An 18,615-nucleotide genomic window follows, 5' to 3' on the forward strand; every position below is an offset into this window, starting at 1 on the left:
GCTAGTCAGAACACAGTGGAGGGAGAACTGCTTTGTCGGTTTATCTTGACCACGCCGCCACAAGCCCGTTGCGGCCCGAGGCTCGGGACGCGTGGCTCGCGGCTGTAGATGTGACGGGCAACGCCTCTTCAATCCACGGTAGCGGTCAGTCGGCACGGCGTTTGCTTGAAGAATCACGTGAAAAACTCGCACACGTTCTGGGCTGTGATCCGGTTGAAGTGCTGTTCACTTCTGGTGGCACCGAATCCATCAACCTTGCTGTGAAGGGACTTTGGTGGGCGCGGCAAAGCGGTGGCGTAGTCGTTCTTCCTGACGGAGAACATCACGCGACAATGGATGCCGTGACCTGGCTGACGACTCACGAGGGTGCCGAGGTCCGCGCAGTCTCGCTCGATGGAGTGGGTCGAATATCTCTTGATGGCTTCGCCGACAGCCTGCAGGGAGCGGCTTTAGCCACAGCTCTTGTAGCGAACAACGAGGTCGGCACGGTGAATGAGGTGGCGCGGCTCTCTGCGCTTTCAGCCGAGGCACACGTACCGCTTCACCTCGATGCAGTTGCAGCATTCGGCCACATTCCGCTCTCGTTCTCATCCATCCGTGCCGAAGCCGACGCAGGGGTGGGCCTCGTGGCGTTGAGCGTGTCGGCCCACAAAGTGGGCGGCCCGGTCGGAGTCGGTGCTCTTGTCGCATCGCGCACTGCGAGGCTGTCGCCGCTCCAACATGGTGGGGGGCAACAGCGCGGGCTCCGCGCAGGCACCCAGGACGTTCCGGGAGCCGCGGCGTTCGCTGCGGCGGCTGTTGCGGCAGAGGCCGAGCGGGAACACGAGAGCGCCCGGCTGAGTGCTTTAGCGCAGCATCTCGTGCGCGGCATCCGCTTGGCTGTCCCTGACGCCGAGCTGCTGGGGGACCCGAGCGATCGGATACCCGGCAACGTGAATATTCTCTTTCCTCGTGCACACGGCGAAACGTTGCTCTTTATGCTCGATCAGGCCCAAATCTCGGTTTCGACGGGTTCTGCCTGCCAAGCGGGAGTGGCCGAACCCTCTCACGTTGTTCGCGCTTTGGGTCGATCGGATGCCGATGCGCGCTCTGTACTACGAATTTCTCTCGGACGAACAACCGCCGCCGCCGATGTCGATGAATTGCTCTTTGCGCTCCCTGTTGCGCACGAGCGAGCTGCGGCGTCTCGCGCCCGTGCCGACGCGCGCTCGTAGACTGTTCTTATGCGTGTTCTTGCAGCAATGAGTGGTGGTGTTGATTCTGCCGTGGCGGCTGCCCGGGCAGTCGACGAAGGTCATGACGTCGTGGGCGTGCATCTTGCTCTCTCACGCGCCGGTGGCACGCTCCGCGCGGGTAGTCGTGGGTGCTGCACGATCGAAGATGCGATGGACGCTCGTCGGGCATCTGACCTCCTTGGGATTCCCTTCTACGTGTGGGACTTCTCGGAGCGCTTCCGCGACGACGTCATCGAGGATTTCATCTCGGAGTATCAGGCCGGACGTACCCCCAACCCCTGCATGCGTTGCAACGAGAAAATCAAGTTCGCGGCTCTCTTGGAGCGTGCGATTGAGCTCGGGTTCGATGCTGTCTGCACGGGCCACTATGCGACGCTGGTCGATGAGGGGAACGGTCTCGAGCTGCACCGCGCATCGGATGCCGCGAAGGACCAGTCGTATGTGCTCGGGGTTTTGACGGAAGAGCAGCTGCGGTACACGTACTTTCCGCTCGGGTCGACACCATCGAAAGCGATTGTGCGGGCCGAAGCGCAGGCGCGGGGACTGACGGTTGCGAACAAGCCCGACAGCCACGACATTTGTTTTATTCCCGACGGCGACACCCGCGGTTGGCTCGGCGAACGAGTCGGTGCTGAGACTGGCGAAGTTCTTGACCGGAACGGCGACGTCGTGGGAAGCCACGAAGGCGCGCACGCCTTCACTGTTGGTCAGCGGCGCGGGCTGAAATTGGGCGTGCCGGCATCCGATGGAAAGCCCCGTTTCGTTCTTGAGGTTCGACCCGTATCAAACACAGTTGTTGTCGGTCCAAAAGAGGCGCTCGCGACAGCAGAGATTTCGGGAGTTCGCTTTTCATGGGCTGGCCGTGCCCCCCTTGAAACAGAATTTCGTTGTCACGTGCAGATTCGTGCGCATTCAGAACCTGTTCCGGCTCTCGCGACCTGGCAAAACGGCACAGTGACGGCGACCCCCGATGTGCCTTTTGATGGCGTCGCGCCTGGTCAGACAGCTGTGCTTTACGACGGTACCCGCGTCGTCGGGCAGTTCACCGTCGACAAAACGGTTTCTGCGGTTCCTGTCAACGCATGACGCGTGTCGGTGGCCCTCTCTAGAATTGAGAGGTGGCACCTGAGAACACTGAGGCAGAGACTCCTGACGATGCCCGCGAAGAGGTTGCGGAACTCGTCAAGCGTATTTCGGCGTCTCGCGACGCGTATTACGGACGCGACGCAGAGATGGTCGACGACGCCACCTATGACTCATGGATGCAGCGGCTCGAAGAGCTGGAGCGCCTTCATCCCGAGCTTCAGAGCCAGGATTCGCCGACACTAACGGTTGGTGCGGCTTCAGGCACGCTTTTCGATCCGGTGACGCACGCCGAGCGCATGCTGAGCCTCGACAACGTCTTTAGCAGAGAAGAATTCGCCGCCTGGGGTGCGCGCGTCGAACGCGACGCTGGTCATCCACTGGCCTACCTGTGCGAGGTAAAGATCGACGGTCTTGCGCTCTCGCTCCGCTACGAGAACGGACGCCTCGTGACTGCGGCCACTCGTGGCGATGGTCGCGTCGGCGAAGACGTGACCGAGAATGTGCGCCGCATCCCGTCGATTCCGCAGCGGTTGCACGGCGACGACATCCCTTCGCTGTTTGAAGTGCGTGGTGAGGTGTTCTTCACCGTGGATGACTTCACCGCGTTGAATGCTCGTCAGGAAGAACTGGGCGACAGGCTCTTTGCCAATCCGCGGAACGCGGCGTCGGGTTCACTGCGTCAAAAGAGCGAGGGCAAGAATCCGCGTCAACGCGAAGCAATGGATGCGCGACTTGCCCGTCTCCGCTTGACTGTCCACGGGATAGGCGCATGGGAGAACCCGCCCGCAGCTACCCAGAGCGGACTCTACGAGTTGCTCGGCACGTGGGGCTTACCGACGAGTGCTTACTATCGCGTTGTCGACTCTGTGTCGGATGCTGATGACTTCATCCGCTACTACGGCGAACATCGTCACGAAGTTGAGCATGAGATAGACGGCATCGTGATCAAAGTGGATGATTTGGCGCTCCACGATGAGCTCGGCGCGACGAGTCGAGCACCGCGGTGGGCAATCGCCTACAAGTACCCTCCGGAACAGGTGAATACGAGATTGCTTGACGTCGTCGTCTCTGTTGGCCGAACCGGCCGCGCGACGCCGTTCGCTGTCATGGAACCCGCGCTTGTTGCAGGAAGCGTGGTTCGCCAAGCGACTCTTCATAATCAGGGAGTTGTGAAGGCTAAGGGCGTGTTGATCGGTGACATGGTCGTTCTCCGGAAAGCCGGAGATGTCATCCCTGAAGTGCTCGGGCCGGTGGTCGAGCTCCGCGATGGGAGCGAACGCGCCTTCGTCATGCCGTCGGCTTGTCCCGACTGTGGATCACTGCTTGCCCCCGCAAAAGAGGGGGACATTGATCTTCGCTGTCCGAACACGCGCTCGTGTCCGGCGCAGGTTCGCGGTCGCGTTGAGCACATTGGTTCGCGCGGCGGGTTAGACATCGAAGGGCTCGGCGAGGTTTCGGCTGCTGCGTTGACTCAACCGTTGCGTCCCGAAAGTCCGCCGCTTGCTACGGAAGCAGGCCTGTTCGACCTGACACCTGAACAACTCTTTCCGATTGACGTCATTGTGCGCGACCCCGAAACCGGACTCGCTCGGCTCACCGAATCCGGCGAACCAGATACACGCTCTCCGTTTCGGCGCCAGCGAAAGCGGACCGACCCGCCCGCGGGGACAGGTGGGACCTTCGACGGCGATGCCGACTGGGTGCTCTCTAAAGCGGCTGTCGAGTTACTCGCCAACATCGAGAAAGCTAAGGCAGCGGAACTGTGGCGATTTCTTGTTGCACTGAATATTCGCCACGTGGGTCCCGTGGCAGGCCGGGCTCTCGCTCAATGGTTCGGCTCGATAGCGGCAATTCGGAGTGCCTCGCGCGAAGACCTGGCAGCCGTCGAAGGCGTCGGCGGGATCATCGCCGATGCGGTGCTCGATTGGTTCGAAGTCGATTGGCACCGAGACATCGTGGAAAATTGGACCTCAGCAGGCGCGCAGCTTGCTACTCCGGGACATCCTGGACCGGGCGCTGCGGCAACCGTCGGCGGCGTACTCGAGGGTGTCACCGTCGTCGCTACGGGAACCCTCGACGGATACACACGCGATGGTGCGCAAGAAGCGATCATCACGGCTGGCGGCAAAGCGGCGTCGAGCGTGTCGAAAAAGACGGACTTTGTCGCGGCCGGCCCCGGAGCAGGGTCAAAGCTTTCGAAAGCCGAAGATTTGGGTGTGCGCGTTATCGACGCTGCCCAGTTCCACCTGTTGGTGACAGAGGGGCCGTCGGCGCTCGACTAGTCGTTGTCGCTGGAGAGCAGATCGTCCCGCACGCGCCGGCGCAGAACTTTGCCGATTAGTGACTTAGGAAGAGAGTCGACAACGACTATGCGGCGAGGAACTTTATAAGGCGTGAGGATGCTGCGAGCGAATTCGCGCACGGCCGCTTCGTCGATTGCTTGACCTGAGGTGGCAACAACAGCAGCCACTACGTCTTCTCCCGAACGCTCGCTTGGGAGCCCTACGACGGCGACGTCAGCAATATCCGGGTGCTGACGGAGCACATTCTCAACTTCGGTCGGAGCAACGTTGAAGCCGCCCGTGATGATCAGCTCCTTAATCCGATCGACGATTCGAACGAATCCTCCGTCATCAATCGTCACGATATCGCCGGTGCGAAACCAATCGTCAACGAAAACTTCAGACGTCGCCTCGGGGTTGCCGTAGTAGCCCCGGAAGACCTGCGGCCCGCGCACGATGAGCTCCCCAGCAGTTCCGGGCTCAACATCCTGCGTTGGGTTCTCCGGATCCACGACACGACACTCTGTTCCGGGAAGCGGAAGCCCCACCGTGCCAGGAACACGATTGTCGGCGACAGGGTTTGCCATGAGTACGGGGGAGCACTCGCTGAGCCCATAACCTTCGACGAGGTATCCCTCGGAGGCCTGCTCGAACGGGACGACAAGGGTGTGCGGGAGTGGCATGGCCCCCGAGATCGCAACCTCGGTGCCGTGTAGCGAAACGTTCTGCTCCTTGGCGGCAGTGAGGAGGCGTTCCGCAATAGGTGGCACTAGAGGGAGGAAAGTCGCGGGCCGTTTTCGAGCAACGGCGAGGACCATGTCGGGATCAAAACGGGGAAAGAGCACTAGTCGTGCTGCCATCGACATGGCAAACGTGAGACAGAGCGTGAGCCCGTACGCGTGGAACATTGGGAGGACTGCGTAGACCACGCATCCTTCACCGCGATGGATGGAAGGAACCCATGCCCGGGATTGTGCTGCGTTCGCCAGCAGATTGCGGTGGCTCAGCGCAGCGCCCTTCGGCGTACCGGTGGTGCCGCTTGTGTATTGAATGATCGCGAGATCATCGGTACCAGGAAACGGGTGCGTGGCCGCAAGCGCGGCGGTATTGAGCAACTCGGTCCACTCGATCGCGCCGCGAACAGGCACATGAAGAGCAGCGCGGGCCTCTTTGGCTTTGTGGATCGGCAGCCGAAGAGCTGCTCGGGTGGTGAACGGCATCGCGCGAGTGATGTCTACAGATACCAGTGTCCGCACGGCGAGATCGGTGGGTAAAGCCTGCACCGTGGAGGCGACCTTGCTCCACACAATTGCGTGCACGGCGCCGTGATCCTGAAACTGCGTGCGTAGCTCTCGCGCTGTGTAGAGCGGATTGTGCTCGACAACAACAGCACCAAGGCGAAGCACGGCGTAGAAGGCCACGATGTGCTGAGGGCAGTTCGGAAGAACGATCGCGACCGGATCACCCGCGCGCACGCCACGCTGGTGAAGACCAGCTGCAGCGCGCTCGATCTGATCTTGAAGCTCGCGGTATGACGTTGTGCGTCCGAAGAATTCGAGCGCAGGAGCATCAGGATGATCTCGTGCGGATTGTTCCACGATGTCAAGTAGCGAACCGGATACCGCCGCGAGATCTTCAGGGACGCCGTCGGCGTAGCTTGCGGTCCAGGGCCGGGGCGGATCAAACGTCGTCACGCGATTAGCCTAGGCGGGCCAAACGATGTCGACGGCCTAGACTTGTGCGGTGTCTGAAATCACCCCCGAACTCGTCCACCATCTCGGTGTCCTCGCCCGGATTCAGCTGAGTGCCGACGAGGTGGAACGCCTCACCGATCAGCTCGACGCCATTGTCGACAATGTCGCGAAGGTGTCGCAGGTCGCGACGGCTGAAGTGCCCGCGATGAGTCATCCGATCGCGCTGCAGAATGTGTATCGTCCAGATGTTCCTGAAGCCGTGCTGACTCCGGCTCAGGCTCTGCAGAATGCACCTGATGCGGCTGAAGGTAGATTCCGCGTGACAGCGATCTTGGGAGAAGAGCAGTGAGCGATCTCATAAAGCTGAGCGCGGCCGAACTTGCGGGCAAGCTCGCCGCGGGCGAAGTATCAAGCGTTGAAGCAACGACTGCACACCTCGAGCGAATTCGCGCTGTAGACGGTGAGATCCACGCGTTTCTCCACGTCAATGAAGCTGCTCTTGAAGCCGCGGCAGACATCGACCGGCGACGGGCGGCGGGGGAGAAACTCGGCCCAGTAGCCGGCGTTCCGCTTGCGATCAAAGATGTGTTGGTCACCACCGACATGCCTTCGACGAGCGGCTCACGAATTCTTGAGGGTTACATGTCACCGTTCGACGCGACGGTTGTGGCGAACGCGCGGGCTGCAGGTCTCATTCCCCTCGGAAAGACCAACATGGATGAATTTGCCATGGGTTCCTCCACTGAGCACTCGGCCTACGGTCCGACGCACAACCCGTGGCACCTCGACCGCGTGCCTGGTGGCTCCGGTGGTGGGTCTGCTGCGGCTGTAGCTGCATTTGAAGCGCCATTGGCGCTCGGGTCAGACACCGGTGGCTCCATTCGCCAGCCCGCACATATGACGGGAACGGTGGGCGTGAAGCCGACCTACGGTGGCGTGAGTCGCTACGGTGCTATTGCGCTCGCTTCAAGCCTTGATCAGGTCGGCCCGGTCACCAGGACTGTGCTTGACGCCGGCCTGTTGCACGATGTCATCGCCGGTCACGACGTTCGAGACTCGACATCGCTTGTCGAGGCGTGGCCTTCATTCGCGGATGCCGCGCGTGAAGGTGCCCGCGGTGATGTTTTGAAAGGCCTCCGCGTCGGCGTTGTGCGCGAACTGCCGGAAGCTGGTTTCCAACCCGGTGTTGCGTCATCTTTCCGGAATGCTCTGAATAAGCTCGAGCAACTTGGAGCGGAGATCGTGGAGGTAAGCGCGCCTCACTTCGAGCACGGTGTTGCTGCCTACTACCTGATTTTGCCCGCTGAGGCTTCGAGCAACCTCGCCAAATTCGACTCGGTGCGATTCGGTATGCGCGTCGACGTACCCGGTGGAACAGTCGAGGACGTCATGGCTGCAACACGCGACGCAGGATTCGGCGACGAGGTGAAGCGTCGAATCATCCTCGGCACATACGCGCTGAGCGCTGGTTATTACGATGCGTATTACGGTTCGGCACAGAAGGTTCGCACCTTGATTCAGCAGGACTTCGACGCGGCTTTCAGCTCGGTCGATGTGATTGCCACGCCCACCGCACCAACGACAGCATTCCGTCTTGGCGAACAGCTTGAAGACCCGCTGCAGATGTACCTCAACGACGTCGCAACGATCCCGGCGAACCTCGCTGGCATCCCCGGAATCTCGATCCCGTCAGGGCTCGCCGAAGAAGACGGTCTGCCGGTGGGTATTCAGTTCCTGGCCCCGGCCCGAGAGGATGCCCGGTTGTATCGAGTAGGCGCGGCAATGGAAGCGGCTTTGGTCGCGGAGTGGGGCGGCCCGCTATGGGACCGCGCACCTGTTCTGGGAGGGGCACGCTGATGGCTAAGGCTCAGTTGATGGATTTCGACGAGGCTCTTGAAATGTTCGAGCCCGTCATGGGCTTCGAAGTTCACGTCGAACTCAATACCAAAACGAAGATGTTCTCGCCCGCAGCTAATCCTGCTGCACTAGAGAACCATGGCGCGGCGCCGAACACTCTGGTGGCGCCGGTAGACATGGGTCTTCCCGGCGCGATGCCGGTTGTCAACGAAGAAGCCATTCGCTCTTCGATCAGCCTTGGTCTAGCTTTGGGCTGTTCGATTGCGCCCTCGAGCCGATTCGCGCGGAAGAACTACTTCTACCCGGACCTCGGCAAGAACTACCAGATTTCGCAGTTCGATGAGCCGATTGCATTCGAAGGATCGGTGGAGATCGAGCTATCTGACGGCACGATCATCCAGCTTCCTATCGAGCGTGCGCACATGGAAGAAGACGCCGGCAAGCTCACCCACATGGGCGGGTCAACCGGCCGAATTCAGGGTGCCGAGTATTCGCTCGTTGACTACAACCGTGCTGGTGTTCCTCTCGTGGAGATCGTCACCAAGCCGATCTATGGCGGCGAACACCGCTCGCCCGAGATCGCGAAAGCCTACGTCTCGACTATTCGTGACATCGTGCGTTCGCTAGGGATCTCGGAAGCACGCATGGAACTCGGAAACCTCCGCTGTGACGCGAACGTTTCGCTTCGCCCGCGCGGTGCCGAAAAGCTTGGCACGCGCACCGAGACCAAGAACGTGAATTCCATGCGTTCGGTCGAGCGCGCGGTGAAGTATGAGATTCAGCGACAGGCCGCGATTCTCGCCTCGGGCGGAACGATTACTCAAGAAACCCGACACTGGCACGAAGACACCGGAACAACATCGCCGGGTCGCCCGAAGTCGGATGCAGATGACTACCGGTACTTTCCGGAGCCGGATCTTTTGCCGGTGGCACCGTCTATCGAGTTGATTGACTCGCTGCGTGCGGCTCTTCCGGAGCCTCCGGTAGCTCGTCGTCGTCGTCTGAAGATCGCTTGGGATTTCACTGACCTCGACTTCCAGAGTGTCGTGAACGGTGGAGTTCTCGCTGAGGTTGAGGCGACGATTGACGCGGGCGCAAGCCCGGCCGCTGCCCGCAAGTGGTGGACAGGCGAAATTACACGTATTGCGAACGCCGAAAACCGGGAGCCGTCTGAGCTTGTGAGCCCATCGCATATCGCGCAGCTGCAGGAGCTCATCGATGAGGGAACACTCAACGACAAGCTCGCCCGGCAGGTGCTCGAGGGCTTGATTGCAGGTGAAGGGACGCCGCAAGAGATCGTCGACGCGCGCGGACTCGCTGTCGTTTCGGATGACGGCCCACTGATCGCTGCAATCGATGAAGCGCTCCAGTCTCAGCCGGACGTGCTCGCGAAGATTCGCGATGGAAAAGTTCAGGCTGCGGGCGCAGTCATCGGAGCCGTGATGAAGGCTATGAGAGGCCAAGCTGATGCTGCTCGAGTGCGTGAGCTAGTCCTGGAGCGTGCAGCGGGCTAAGTCTCGATTCTCCCACCCCGCATGTCGGTGGGGTGGGAGAGAATTGTGCCATGGGTAAAGGGGATGGTCGGGGTCGCCTGACGTCGCCCGCCGACGTCGACGACACCGGTGCGCACGTGCTGCACGTCGACATGGACGCTTTCTACCCGTCGGTAGCGATTCTTGATAACCCCACGCTTCGCGGCAAGCCGGTCATCATCGGTTCTCCCGAAGGTAGGAGCGTCGTATCGAGTGCCTCATATGAGGCGCGAGTTTACGGAGTGAGGTCCGCGATGCCGGTGTCGCAGGCCTTGCGGTTGTGCCCGAAAGCAATCGTTGTCCCGCCGAATTTTGCGCGATACCGCGAACTCTCCCAGCAGGTCATGGAGGTCTTCCATGAGGTGACTCCACTCGTCGAGCAGCTGTCGATCGACGAAGCGTTTCTCGATGTCAGCGGATCACGCCGCCTGTGGGGAAGACCGAGAGAAATCGCGCAGATGGTCCGGGAGCGTGTCTATGAGAAGACTGGTCTAACCTGCAGCGTCGGGGCGGCCGCGACGAAGCACGTCGCAAAGATGGCATCCACTCTGAGTAAGCCGGATGGCTTACTGGTGGTGTCCGCCGCCTCCACAACGTCGTTTCTCGCGCCGTTGTCGGTGCGCAACCTCTGGGGCGTGGGTCCGAAGTCTGCTGATCTTCTAGAAGCCCGTGGCATCCGCATCGTCGCTGATGTACTCACGACACCGATCGAGGTGCTGCAACGAGTGCTCGGCGCGTCGATGGGGGAGCGGGTGTGGCAGCTTGCCCGTGGAATCGACGCTCGCTCGGTACAAACTGAACGCATCGAAAAGAGCGTCGGCCACGAAGAGACATTTGACGTAGACGTCAGTGATGATGATGCGCTCCGTGCAGAACTGCGAAGGTTGTCGGATCGTGTGGGAGCGCGCCTGCGCCGCCACGACTGGAGTGCTCAAACCGTGTCGATCAAGATTAGATTCGCTGATTTCACCACTGTCACTCGTGGCCTTACGCTCGCTGAACCGTCGAACGTGAGTCAGCGCATCGGTGATGTAGCGCTTGACTTGTTCTCGCAGTTGCACCGTGGGCAAGCTGTGCGTTTGGTCGGTGTGCGAGCTGAGAATCTTCGTCCAGCGTCGATGCAAGGCGCAGGGCTGTGGGATGACGACGCGGAGTGGCGGCGAGTGGATGGCGCTCTAGACGGCGCTGCGACGCGCTTTGGTGCCGGCGCAATAACCCGCGCAGCGCTAATCGGACCCAAGCGAGGTGGCGGCTCGTTGCCGAGCCATCCGCGGCCCGACGACGACCTTTCGTGAACGGATGCGTTCTGGGCAGGAAGCGTTTCACGGGGTAGCGTGGGAGCATGCCAAACATCGCACTCGACATCGGTAAGCAAACTGCGACACTGGGCGTGAAGGCGGCCTACGGGGAACAGCAGGATGTCGATGGCATCCGAATCATTCCTGTCGCTCTCACGTGGACCGGCTTCGGCGGCGGGTCCGACGAATCTGGCAACGGTGGCGGCGGTGGCGGCGGATACGCTGTGCCGCTCGGCGCATACATCCGTACGGGTGACGAATTGCGTTTCGTCCCGAACGTCGTGTCGTTTGTTGCGGTGGCAATTCCGTTCGTGTGGGTCGCCGGTCGCGCGCTGAGCCGTGTCATCCGCGCGCTCAAAAAGTAGCTCTGCGCCGCTAGATTCGGCCTTACAGAACGCTGCACGGCACGTACTCCGCGCAGCCGACGGGTTCCGACAATCAGCACCGGTTGTTCTGATCGACGGCCGAAGTGGCGCGGGAAAGTCGACGCTTGCGCGACTTTTAACTGAGTTCGAGTCAAATTCGGCTCGTATGCAGTTGATTGCTCTCGACGATATTTATCCCGGGTGGGACGGTCTCGACGATGGTGTGGCCTACGTGCGACAACACGTTCTTGAGCCGCACGCGCGTGGTGAGGTTGCGCGGTGGCAGCGATGGGACTGGGAGCGGGACTGTCGCGCGGAACACAGCGAGGTTGACCCCGATCGGAGCCTCGTCATTGAAGGCTCCGGCATCATCACCGAGCTGACGATGCCCTTTGCTTCTGTCGCAGTATGGCTCGACGCTCCAGATCTCGCACGGAAACAACGGGCGCTCGGGCGTGACGGTGACACGTATTCTCCCCACTGGGAACGGTGGGCGGCTCAGGAGGAGGCGCACATACTTCGAGATCAACCTTCCGCCCGCGCGACTTTGAGGTTCGACCTGCCGTAACAACCGTCGGTGGCGTCAGGCGTTTATTGCGTTCACTAGACCGTCGAGGCGGTAGCCGACCCATTCGTAGATTCCGAAGCGGGGATCTTCGGAATCAAGATCATCCTCGGTGGTAATGCCGAGCCGCGTCGCGAGAACGAGCCGGATTGCGCTGAGCGTCCGCAACCAGGATTCGGCATCGGACGCTGAAAGAGTGAGTACGACCTCTTCCAGCGCGCTCGCATGCGCCACATCTGCGGTATCGGTTGTCAGGCCCGCATCATTCAGGGCAGCGAGCACAACAGCTGAGTCCATGCGGCGACGTTCGAGCAGGGCGCTTCGCGTAAGGTCTCGGAATTCCGCCGATGCGGCAGCATCGTCGGGGTAAACCGACGGAGAGAGCCGTTCGATTGCTGGATCTTGATCGGGTTCAGAGAGAACCGTGGCGAATTGCGACACGAGGTCAGCAAGATGCGCTGCCTCAATCCGCGTGATTGTCATCAAGACGAGACCTGTCACTGTGGACTCCTTCTCACTGTTGCCCAAAGGCCGTAATCGTGCATCGCGTGCGCATGAAGCTCCATCACTTCGCGCGCGCCCTCAGCAACAACAGCCAAACCGTCGTTATGAACGGCGAGCATCAATCGGTTTGCTTCAGTCTGCGAGTATCCAAAATACGACCGAAACACGTGGACGACGTAACTCATGAGGTTGACGGGATCATTCCAGACAACTGTCTGCCAACTGCGGTCACGCTCGCTGCTCGCGGTTGTGTTTACTCGTTCATCGAGATCCAGGTCGGCGGTCGCCATGCCTACGCCCATCCGAGTTCGTGGAGTCTGTCGTCGTCGATGCCGTAGAAATGCGCGATTTCGTGCACAAGGGTTGTGTGGACCTCGGCTCTGAGCTCATCTATCGCATCGACAGCGGCGAGATGAGACTCGCGGAAAATTACAATTCGATCGGGGAGTTCGGCCATCCCATAGGTATCACGCTCGGGGAGAGACCATCCGTCATACAGGCCGAGAAGATCAAGGCTTCCGTCTTCAGGGCGATCCTCTACGACGAAGATAACGTTGTCGAGGCCCTCAACCATGTCGTCCGGGAGCTGGTCTAGCTCCTCGACGACGAGGCGTTCGAACGCTTCTGCATCCATTTCACACATTGGGGTGAGTAACGGGACTTGAACCCGCGACCACCTGGACCACAACCAGGTGCTCTACCAACTGAGCTATACCCACCATGTGCCCTCGCGGGCAACTAAATAATTCTCTCACAAAGTGGAGGAAAAAGATGACACAACTGACGCGGATGCCGTTTTGGCTTGGTCACTTGTCGGTCCGGGCTCTGGAACAAATACCGCTTCGCGATAGTAGGCGAGCTCGCGGATGGACTCCAGAATGTCTGCAAGTGCCCGGTGCCCGCCATTTTTGTCGGGCGCGTTGAAGTAGGCCCGTGGATACCAGCGTCGTGAAAGTTCTTTGATGCTCGACACGTCGACGTTGCGGTAGTGAAGCCATCGATCGACACGCGGCATATATTTGGCGAGGAACATGCGGTCTGTTCCGATCGTGTTCCCTGCGAGCGGCGCCTTGCCCTCGACCGGAGCAAAACGCTGGATGTATTCCAACGCCTGAAACTCAGCGTCGGCGAGACTCACTCCGTGCGGGATTTCTTCGATAAGCCCGGATGTCGTGTGCATCTGCGTGACGAAGTCGTTCATGTTCGCCAGCGCGGAGTCATCCGGTTTGATTACGACCTGGAATCCGGGATCAAGAATGCGCAGTTCGAAATCTGTGACGACAATAGCGATTTCGACGAGTTCGTCGACCTCGAGATCTAGTCCCGTCATTTCGCAGTCGATCCAGACAAGTCTGTCGTTTTCGGAGGTTCCCATCATGCGATCCATCCTGTCAGGGGGGTCGGACATCCCCGGGGGTTCCCTGCCGACTTTACCGGTGACTGAAAGAGTTGAAGACAGGTCACGACGCGCAAAGCGTTTCGCTCTGTTCGGGGTGCGCGGTATCTTAGGAGCAGTACGCCCTCGTAGCTCAGTGGATAGAGCAGCGGCCTTCTAATCCGCCGGTCGCACGTTCGAATCGTGCCGAGGGCACCGTGGAATCAGGCCTGAGGGCTCGTCGAAGGGTCCGTCGATACGCCACATTTTGGCGACAGGATCTTTTCGTCTGGCATTATGCCCGGGTGGATCGTGAACTTGATGAGTTGAAAGCTCAGGTCGAACCGGCTCTCAGGCGGCGGGATCTGCCGACTCTGGCAGGCCTGTTGTACGGGACGAGCGCGGCAATTGTTAGCCGTCTGCTCGAAAGAGAAGATGCGGCAGACCGCGCCGTCTTGTACCGACTTCTTCCGCGCGAGCAAGCGCTGGAGGTATTTGAACTTTTAGACAGCGCAATGCGCGCAGAGCTTTTCGTTGGATTGCGCCACGAAGACGTCGCCCGCGTTTTCGAGGAGCTTGACCCCGACGATCGCGCGCAGCTCGTTGACGAGCTGCCCGCGGGTGTCGCGCGACGACTTATGAGTGGTCTGTCCGCGGGGGAGCGAGAGCTCACTGCCCCAATGCTGGGGTACGCACGAGGCACGATCGGTCGTCATATGAGTACGGAGTACGTGCGGCTGCAGCCTCAGCTCACGGTCGGAGATGCTCTCTCACATGTACGCCATCGTGGCCACAGTGCAGAAACCATCTACACGCTCCCGGTCACCGACAGTGCGCGACGGATGCTGGGTGTCGTCGGCCTACGCGAGCTAGTGATGGGCGATGCGCACGTACTCGTTGGTGATGTCATGGTGGACGCCCACCAGGTGCACGCCACCGACGATGCAGAAGTCGCCGCACGCTCGCTTGTGGATGCGCAGCTCTTGGCCGCTCCCGTGGTGGACGGCGAGGACCGTTTGCTCGGCATTCTGACGGTTGACGATGCGTCGCGGATCTTGGACGATGCTGAAGCTGAAGACGCGGCACGCCAGGGCGCCTCCGAACCGTTGCGTCGGCCTTACCTCACGACGCCCGTGCTCGGCATCGTGCGAGCACGCGTGACGTGGCTGCTGGTCTTGGCAGTTTCAGCACTACTCACAGTGCAAGTACTGGATGTCTTCGAAGCGACTCTCGAGCAGGTCGTCACTCTCGCCCTCTTCATCCCACTTCTCACCGGAACCGCCGGGAACACCGGAGCGCAAGCGGCAACGACGGTGACCCGCGCGCTTGCCGTGGGCGATGTTCGCCCACGTGACTCACTGCTGGTGGCGTGGCGTGAAGTGCGCGTCGGGCTGCTCCTCGGAGGACTCCTGGGGATTCTCGGACTCGTCTTGGGAAGTATCGCATTCGACTTCGGGCTCGGTGCGGTCATCGGTCTCACTCTGCTCGCAGTGTGCACGCTTGCCGCAACCGTCGGCGGGGTGATGCCCATGCTTGCACGTGCTGTCGGGGCGGATCCTGCGGTGTTCAGCACACCATTTATCTCCACGTTCTGCGATGCAACGAGCCTGATTATCTACTTCGGTATGGCTACCTGGATTCTTCAGCTGTGAAGGAGGCAGTCCACTAAAGGGCATGTGGACTGCCCGAGATTCGCATATTGGCACGTTCTCGGCGTGCCAATCTCAGTAATCTGTATAAATGGACTCTCGGATTTCGGCAAGATCGATGAGCGCACTTATCGGAAGCTGGCGTCTGAGCGATCCCGCCTATGAAGCACTAGCGAACAGCATCCGGTTGTTAAGCCTCGACAACCGGATCGCGCCGGGCACAGGACTCCCCGCAGAGCGAGAGCTAGCGGCGCACCTCAACATCAGCCGCACGACCGTTGCGGCGGCATATCAGAGCCTCAGAGACTCCGGCAACATCGAGAGTCTCCGCGGCTCGGGCAGCGTTACGAGGTCACTACCGGGTCGCGAGGGCGCGTCTATCGGCGCGCCCGGCGACACTATCGATCTCAGCCAAGCGAGCCCTGCCGCGTGGCCCGGCCTCGTGAGCGCATTCGCCGAAACGGCAGCGGTTGTCGCCTCGCTTCTCGGGCGGTCGGGATATGACGTGGTCGGTGCTCCGGAGCTACGACAGGCCATCGCTGCGCGATACACCGACGCCGGAATCCCGACATCCGAGTCGGAAATTCTTGTGACTAATGGCGCGCAAAGCGCCATCTTCCTGATCGCATCGGTCGCGCTCGGTCGCGGTGACCGTGTTGCAATGGAAACCCCGACATATCCGCACGCGGCCGACGCGATGCGTCGCGCTGGCGCGAGGGTGGTTGGGATCCCGGTGAGCACCGTGAGCGGGTGGGACCTTGACCGCGCCGAACAGGTATTCCGCCGAACGTCACCGACGCTCGCGTATGTGATGCCTGACTTCCACAACCCCACGGGCATGTCGATGACCAACAAGGCTCGCCGCATCTTCGAGGAGTCATCGGCGCGTGCGGGCACCATTCTGGTTGTCGACGAAACCACCGCGGAACTCGATATCGATCGAGTCGGTCTTTTTCGTCCATTGGGCCGCGGCGAATCGGCCGACGAACAGAATGTGGTTCGCCTTGGCTCGCTCGGAAAGACCGTGTGGGGCGGGCTCAGAATCGGCTGGGTACGCGCACAACCTGAATTTATCCGTCGGCTCGTCGTCGCCCGTTTTGCGCACGAACTCGGAACTGCCGAATTCGAGCAGTCGCTGGCAGTGCGGTTGCTCGACCGGATGCCCGAGATCATTGCCCATCGAGCTGCTCTGATGAGAGAAAGCCGTGACACCCTCATCAACGCGCTCTCTCAAAAGTTGCCGCAGTGGCAGGTGCCGCACACTCCAGGAGGAGTTTCGTTGTGGGTCGAGCTGGATGCCCCACTGAGCGGGCCACTCACAATGGCAGCGCGCTCCCAGGGCTTGATTCTTTCGTCCGGCTCACGATTCTCGCTCGAGGGCGGCCACGAACGTCATCTTCGTATTCCCTTCACCGCAGCGCCGGCAGACTTGGAGCGTGCTGTCGAAATTCTCGCTGCGCAGTGGGGAAGTGTGCGAGCGGATGCTCCGCGGGTGATGAGTCATCCGCTCGAATCGGTTGTATAACCCTCCGCTAGGAGTGTCGCAAGCATTCAATCGCGTCGGCGGCGCTCCAGAATGCCCCGACATCTCTGAAATTGCGGGTGGCGGCATGAAAACGCCGCGCGACAAACTGTGTACCTGAGGCGGTCTCCTCGGCTTTTAGATGGCCGATGATGCGGTCCCGGCCGTCGGTAACGCGCCACATGTTTTCCGGCAGAGGATGACATTTCAGACGCGATGTCGCGAAGGAAACATCTGGGATGAGGCGGTCGAGAGCGGGTGCTGCGTCGAGTGCTGTCATGGTTTTCTCCTTCGCTGATTCGAAAGTATCTGTAGCCACCGACACCGACGCGGAAGTTGGATTCTCCCCACAGCTGCGGGCGCGCAGTTCCGTCCACAAAGCGAGGCATCTGCGTCGCTGTCTCGTCAGCGTCGTCGAGAGTGGATACCGCCCTGGCGCCCGCCGGGCACTCGGGCGCCAGGGCACCCGAATCAATAAGGAGAGGAGTCGCTCCGATGAGTGACAGCATCACGATCACGGGAAACATCACAGAGCCAGAGCGGCGAGAAACGAACGCAGGCGTGCCAGTCACGACGTTTCGGCTCGCGCGAACCGAGCGGCGTTACGACCGTGAAAAGGGTTCGTGGGCGGACGGCATAACGAGTTGGTTTACCGTGTCGGTATTTCGCACACTGGCAGATCATGCTTTTCAATCGCTTCATCGCGGCGACCGCGTGATTGTGCACGGTCGTTTGCGCTTACGAGAGTGGGACACCGGCACCAAAAAGGGAGTCTCGGCTGAAGTGGACGCTGAGTCAATCGGCCCGGACCTGCTCTGGGGCACCACGACATTTCGACGGGGCAGCTCCGGTGATTCTGACAGTTCTCGATCGACGAGTTCGGCAGAGCAGGAATGGGCGGCACCAACAGGTGACGACGTGTGGAAAGCGCCCATGAGCGCGACAGCAGACGCGTCGTCACGTTCTGATTCAGGCAGCGAAGCGCTTCTGGCGAGCAGCGAAGGCGGCGTCGAGGTGCCGTTCTAGACGCTCTCCTCACGACAACGCCACAGCGCAGGGCACATAGACTTGCCGCGTGAATCGCCGTCGGAACGTTCGCTTGTCAATCGCAGTAGTGGCTTTAGCGTCACTCGGCGTGATCGTTGCTGGATGTACAGCCACGCCAATCACCCCAAGCCCGACAGTGACAAAATCTCCAGTTGCCACGGCGGAACCGACTGTCGACGCCGCGCCAGCGCTCGTGCCGAACGGAACCGCTGACGAGAACCTCCCGTTCTTCGCTCAGATTGTGCAAAGAGTGTGGGACGGAGGCGGGTCCGACGCTGTTTCTGGGCGTGCGTACATCGATGCGCTTTCTGCAGCCGGCTTCGATAAGGCATCGATGCAGGTGACCCAAGATATGACGACCGTTGGCAACCCCGCTGAAAGTATTCAGTTTTCAGTGCTGTTGGGGGAGGACTGCCTCGTCGGACAGGTGGGGCCAGCAACAGGCGAAGCCGTGAGCGTCGTTCTGCCTGTTTTGGGTACGGGTACTTGCCTCCTCGGCGAGACGCGTCTCATCGACTGGTAGGCGTCACAACGGTTCTGGATACATGCCGGTGGCTACACCGGTAGGCTGGGTCGCTGACGTCATCACCCAGAGGAGAACGTT

At 60.7% G+C, this 18,615-nt stretch carries 19 protein-coding genes and 2 tRNA genes; 14 read left to right on the forward strand and 7 right to left on the reverse strand.

Translation table 11 applies throughout. The annotated features are described in order from the left end of the window. The first annotated feature begins 32 nt into the window (after positions 1–32). From FHS06_RS11325 to ligA, 3 genes are read left to right on the forward strand one after another with little or no spacing between them, the layout of a single operon-like run. A complete protein-coding gene (locus tag FHS06_RS11325; RefSeq protein WP_167049353.1) occupies positions 33–1,214 on the forward strand; it encodes a cysteine desulfurase family protein in 1,182 nt (393 codons plus the stop codon). Positions 1,215–1,223: 9 nt separating this feature from the next. After that, the gene (mnmA, locus tag FHS06_RS11330; protein ID WP_167049355.1) at positions 1,224–2,321 is read left to right on the forward strand and encodes a tRNA 2-thiouridine(34) synthase MnmA; all 1,098 of its coding nucleotides are present in this window, start codon (positions 1,224–1,226) and stop codon (positions 2,319–2,321) included. 32 nt (positions 2,322–2,353) lie between these two features. Next, positions 2,354–4,603: an NAD-dependent DNA ligase LigA gene (gene ligA, locus FHS06_RS11335; protein ID WP_167049357.1), complete on the forward strand. Its 2,250-nt coding sequence runs from the start codon at positions 2,354–2,356 to the stop codon at positions 4,601–4,603. Here the strand turns inward: ligA and FHS06_RS11340 are convergent. Beyond that, positions 4,600–6,297, reverse strand: coding sequence for a long-chain-fatty-acid--CoA ligase (locus FHS06_RS11340; RefSeq protein WP_167049359.1), 1,698 nt, complete (start codon positions 6,295–6,297; stop codon positions 4,600–4,602). The two genes, ligA and FHS06_RS11340, sit on opposite strands and share 4 nt — an antisense overlap. A 49-nt stretch (positions 6,298–6,346) precedes the next feature. On the opposite strand from FHS06_RS11340, the gene gatC reads away from it, so the two are divergent. From gatC to FHS06_RS11370, 6 genes are read left to right on the forward strand one after another with little or no spacing between them, the layout of a single operon-like run. Next, a complete protein-coding gene (gene gatC / locus FHS06_RS11345; RefSeq protein WP_167049361.1) occupies positions 6,347–6,646 on the forward strand; it encodes an Asp-tRNA(Asn)/Glu-tRNA(Gln) amidotransferase subunit GatC in 300 nt (99 codons plus the stop codon). Continuing rightward, a complete protein-coding gene (gene gatA, locus FHS06_RS11350; protein WP_167049363.1) occupies positions 6,643–8,154 on the forward strand; it encodes an Asp-tRNA(Asn)/Glu-tRNA(Gln) amidotransferase subunit GatA in 1,512 nt (503 codons plus the stop codon). The genes gatC and gatA overlap by 4 nt, the downstream gene beginning before the upstream one ends. Next, positions 8,154–9,668: an Asp-tRNA(Asn)/Glu-tRNA(Gln) amidotransferase subunit GatB gene (gene gatB / locus FHS06_RS11355; RefSeq protein WP_167049366.1), complete on the forward strand. Its 1,515-nt coding sequence runs from the start codon at positions 8,154–8,156 to the stop codon at positions 9,666–9,668. Before gatA ends, gatB begins: the two co-directional genes overlap by 1 nt. A gap of 50 nt (positions 9,669–9,718) precedes the next feature. Next, positions 9,719–10,981: a DNA polymerase IV gene (gene dinB / locus FHS06_RS11360; protein WP_167049368.1), complete on the forward strand. Its 1,263-nt coding sequence runs from the start codon at positions 9,719–9,721 to the stop codon at positions 10,979–10,981. Positions 10,982–11,028: 47 nt separating this feature from the next. Further along, entirely contained in the window at positions 11,029–11,349 is a 321-nt protein-coding gene (locus tag FHS06_RS11365; protein WP_167049370.1) for a hypothetical protein, read from the forward strand. After that, entirely contained in the window at positions 11,324–11,917 is a 594-nt protein-coding gene (locus FHS06_RS11370) for a nucleoside/nucleotide kinase family protein (protein WP_167049373.1), read from the forward strand. Before FHS06_RS11365 ends, FHS06_RS11370 begins: the two co-directional genes overlap by 26 nt. A gap of 15 nt (positions 11,918–11,932) precedes the next feature. On the opposite strand, the gene FHS06_RS11375 is transcribed toward FHS06_RS11370, so the two are convergent. From FHS06_RS11375 to orn, 5 genes are all read right to left on the reverse strand, one after another. After that, positions 11,933–12,415, reverse strand: coding sequence for a DUF2017 family protein (locus FHS06_RS11375; protein ID WP_310734805.1), 483 nt, complete (start codon positions 12,413–12,415; stop codon positions 11,933–11,935). Next, positions 12,412–12,708, reverse strand: coding sequence for an ATP-dependent Clp protease adapter ClpS (gene clpS / locus FHS06_RS11380; RefSeq protein WP_243845442.1), 297 nt, complete (start codon positions 12,706–12,708; stop codon positions 12,412–12,414). Before clpS ends, FHS06_RS11375 begins: the two co-directional genes overlap by 4 nt. A 2-nt stretch (positions 12,709–12,710) precedes the next feature. Next, entirely contained in the window at positions 12,711–13,061 is a 351-nt protein-coding gene (locus FHS06_RS11385; protein WP_167049377.1) for a metallopeptidase family protein, read from the reverse strand. Continuing rightward, positions 13,062–13,137, reverse strand: a tRNA-His gene (locus tag FHS06_RS11390). 32 nt (positions 13,138–13,169) lie between these two features. Further along, positions 13,170–13,796 (reverse strand): oligoribonuclease, encoded by a 627-nt coding sequence (orn, locus tag FHS06_RS11395; RefSeq protein WP_167049379.1) that lies wholly within the window; start codon positions 13,794–13,796, stop codon positions 13,170–13,172. 140 nt (positions 13,797–13,936) lie between these two features. Between orn and FHS06_RS11400 the strand changes: the two genes are divergently transcribed. The 3 genes from FHS06_RS11400 (at position 13,937) to yczR (ending at position 16,967) form a co-directional block, all read left to right on the forward strand. Then, positions 13,937–14,009 (forward strand) — tRNA-Arg (locus tag FHS06_RS11400). Between the two features lie 89 nt (positions 14,010–14,098). Next, positions 14,099–15,445: a magnesium transporter gene (gene mgtE, locus FHS06_RS11405; protein WP_167049381.1), complete on the forward strand. Its 1,347-nt coding sequence runs from the start codon at positions 14,099–14,101 to the stop codon at positions 15,443–15,445. Between the two features lie 115 nt (positions 15,446–15,560). Beyond that, positions 15,561–16,967: a MocR-like transcription factor YczR gene (gene yczR, locus FHS06_RS11410; protein WP_243845443.1), complete on the forward strand. Its 1,407-nt coding sequence runs from the start codon at positions 15,561–15,563 to the stop codon at positions 16,965–16,967. Between the two features lie 7 nt (positions 16,968–16,974). Here the strand turns inward: yczR and FHS06_RS11415 are convergent, their stop codons facing one another. Continuing rightward, entirely contained in the window at positions 16,975–17,244 is a 270-nt protein-coding gene (locus tag FHS06_RS11415; RefSeq protein ID WP_167049385.1) for a hypothetical protein, read from the reverse strand. A 215-nt stretch (positions 17,245–17,459) separates the two neighbouring features. Here FHS06_RS11415 and FHS06_RS11420 point away from each other — a divergent pair, with 215 nt between their 5' ends. Both FHS06_RS11420 and FHS06_RS13815 read left to right on the forward strand, forming a co-directional pair. Beyond that, on the forward strand, positions 17,460–17,990 hold the full coding sequence (locus FHS06_RS11420; protein ID WP_167049387.1) for a single-stranded DNA-binding protein: 531 nt from the start codon (positions 17,460–17,462) through the stop codon (positions 17,988–17,990). 49 nt (positions 17,991–18,039) lie between these two features. Beyond that, complete coding sequence (locus tag FHS06_RS13815) at positions 18,040–18,534, forward strand: DUF6993 domain-containing protein (protein ID WP_182486491.1); 495 nt, start codon at positions 18,040–18,042, stop codon at positions 18,532–18,534. Positions 18,535–18,615: the final 81 nt, after the last annotated feature.

The sequence above is a fragment of the Microbacterium halimionae genome (genome assembly GCF_011761265.1).
GTDB classification, from domain to species: Bacteria; Actinomycetota; Actinomycetes; order Actinomycetales; family Microbacteriaceae; genus Microbacterium; species Microbacterium halimionae.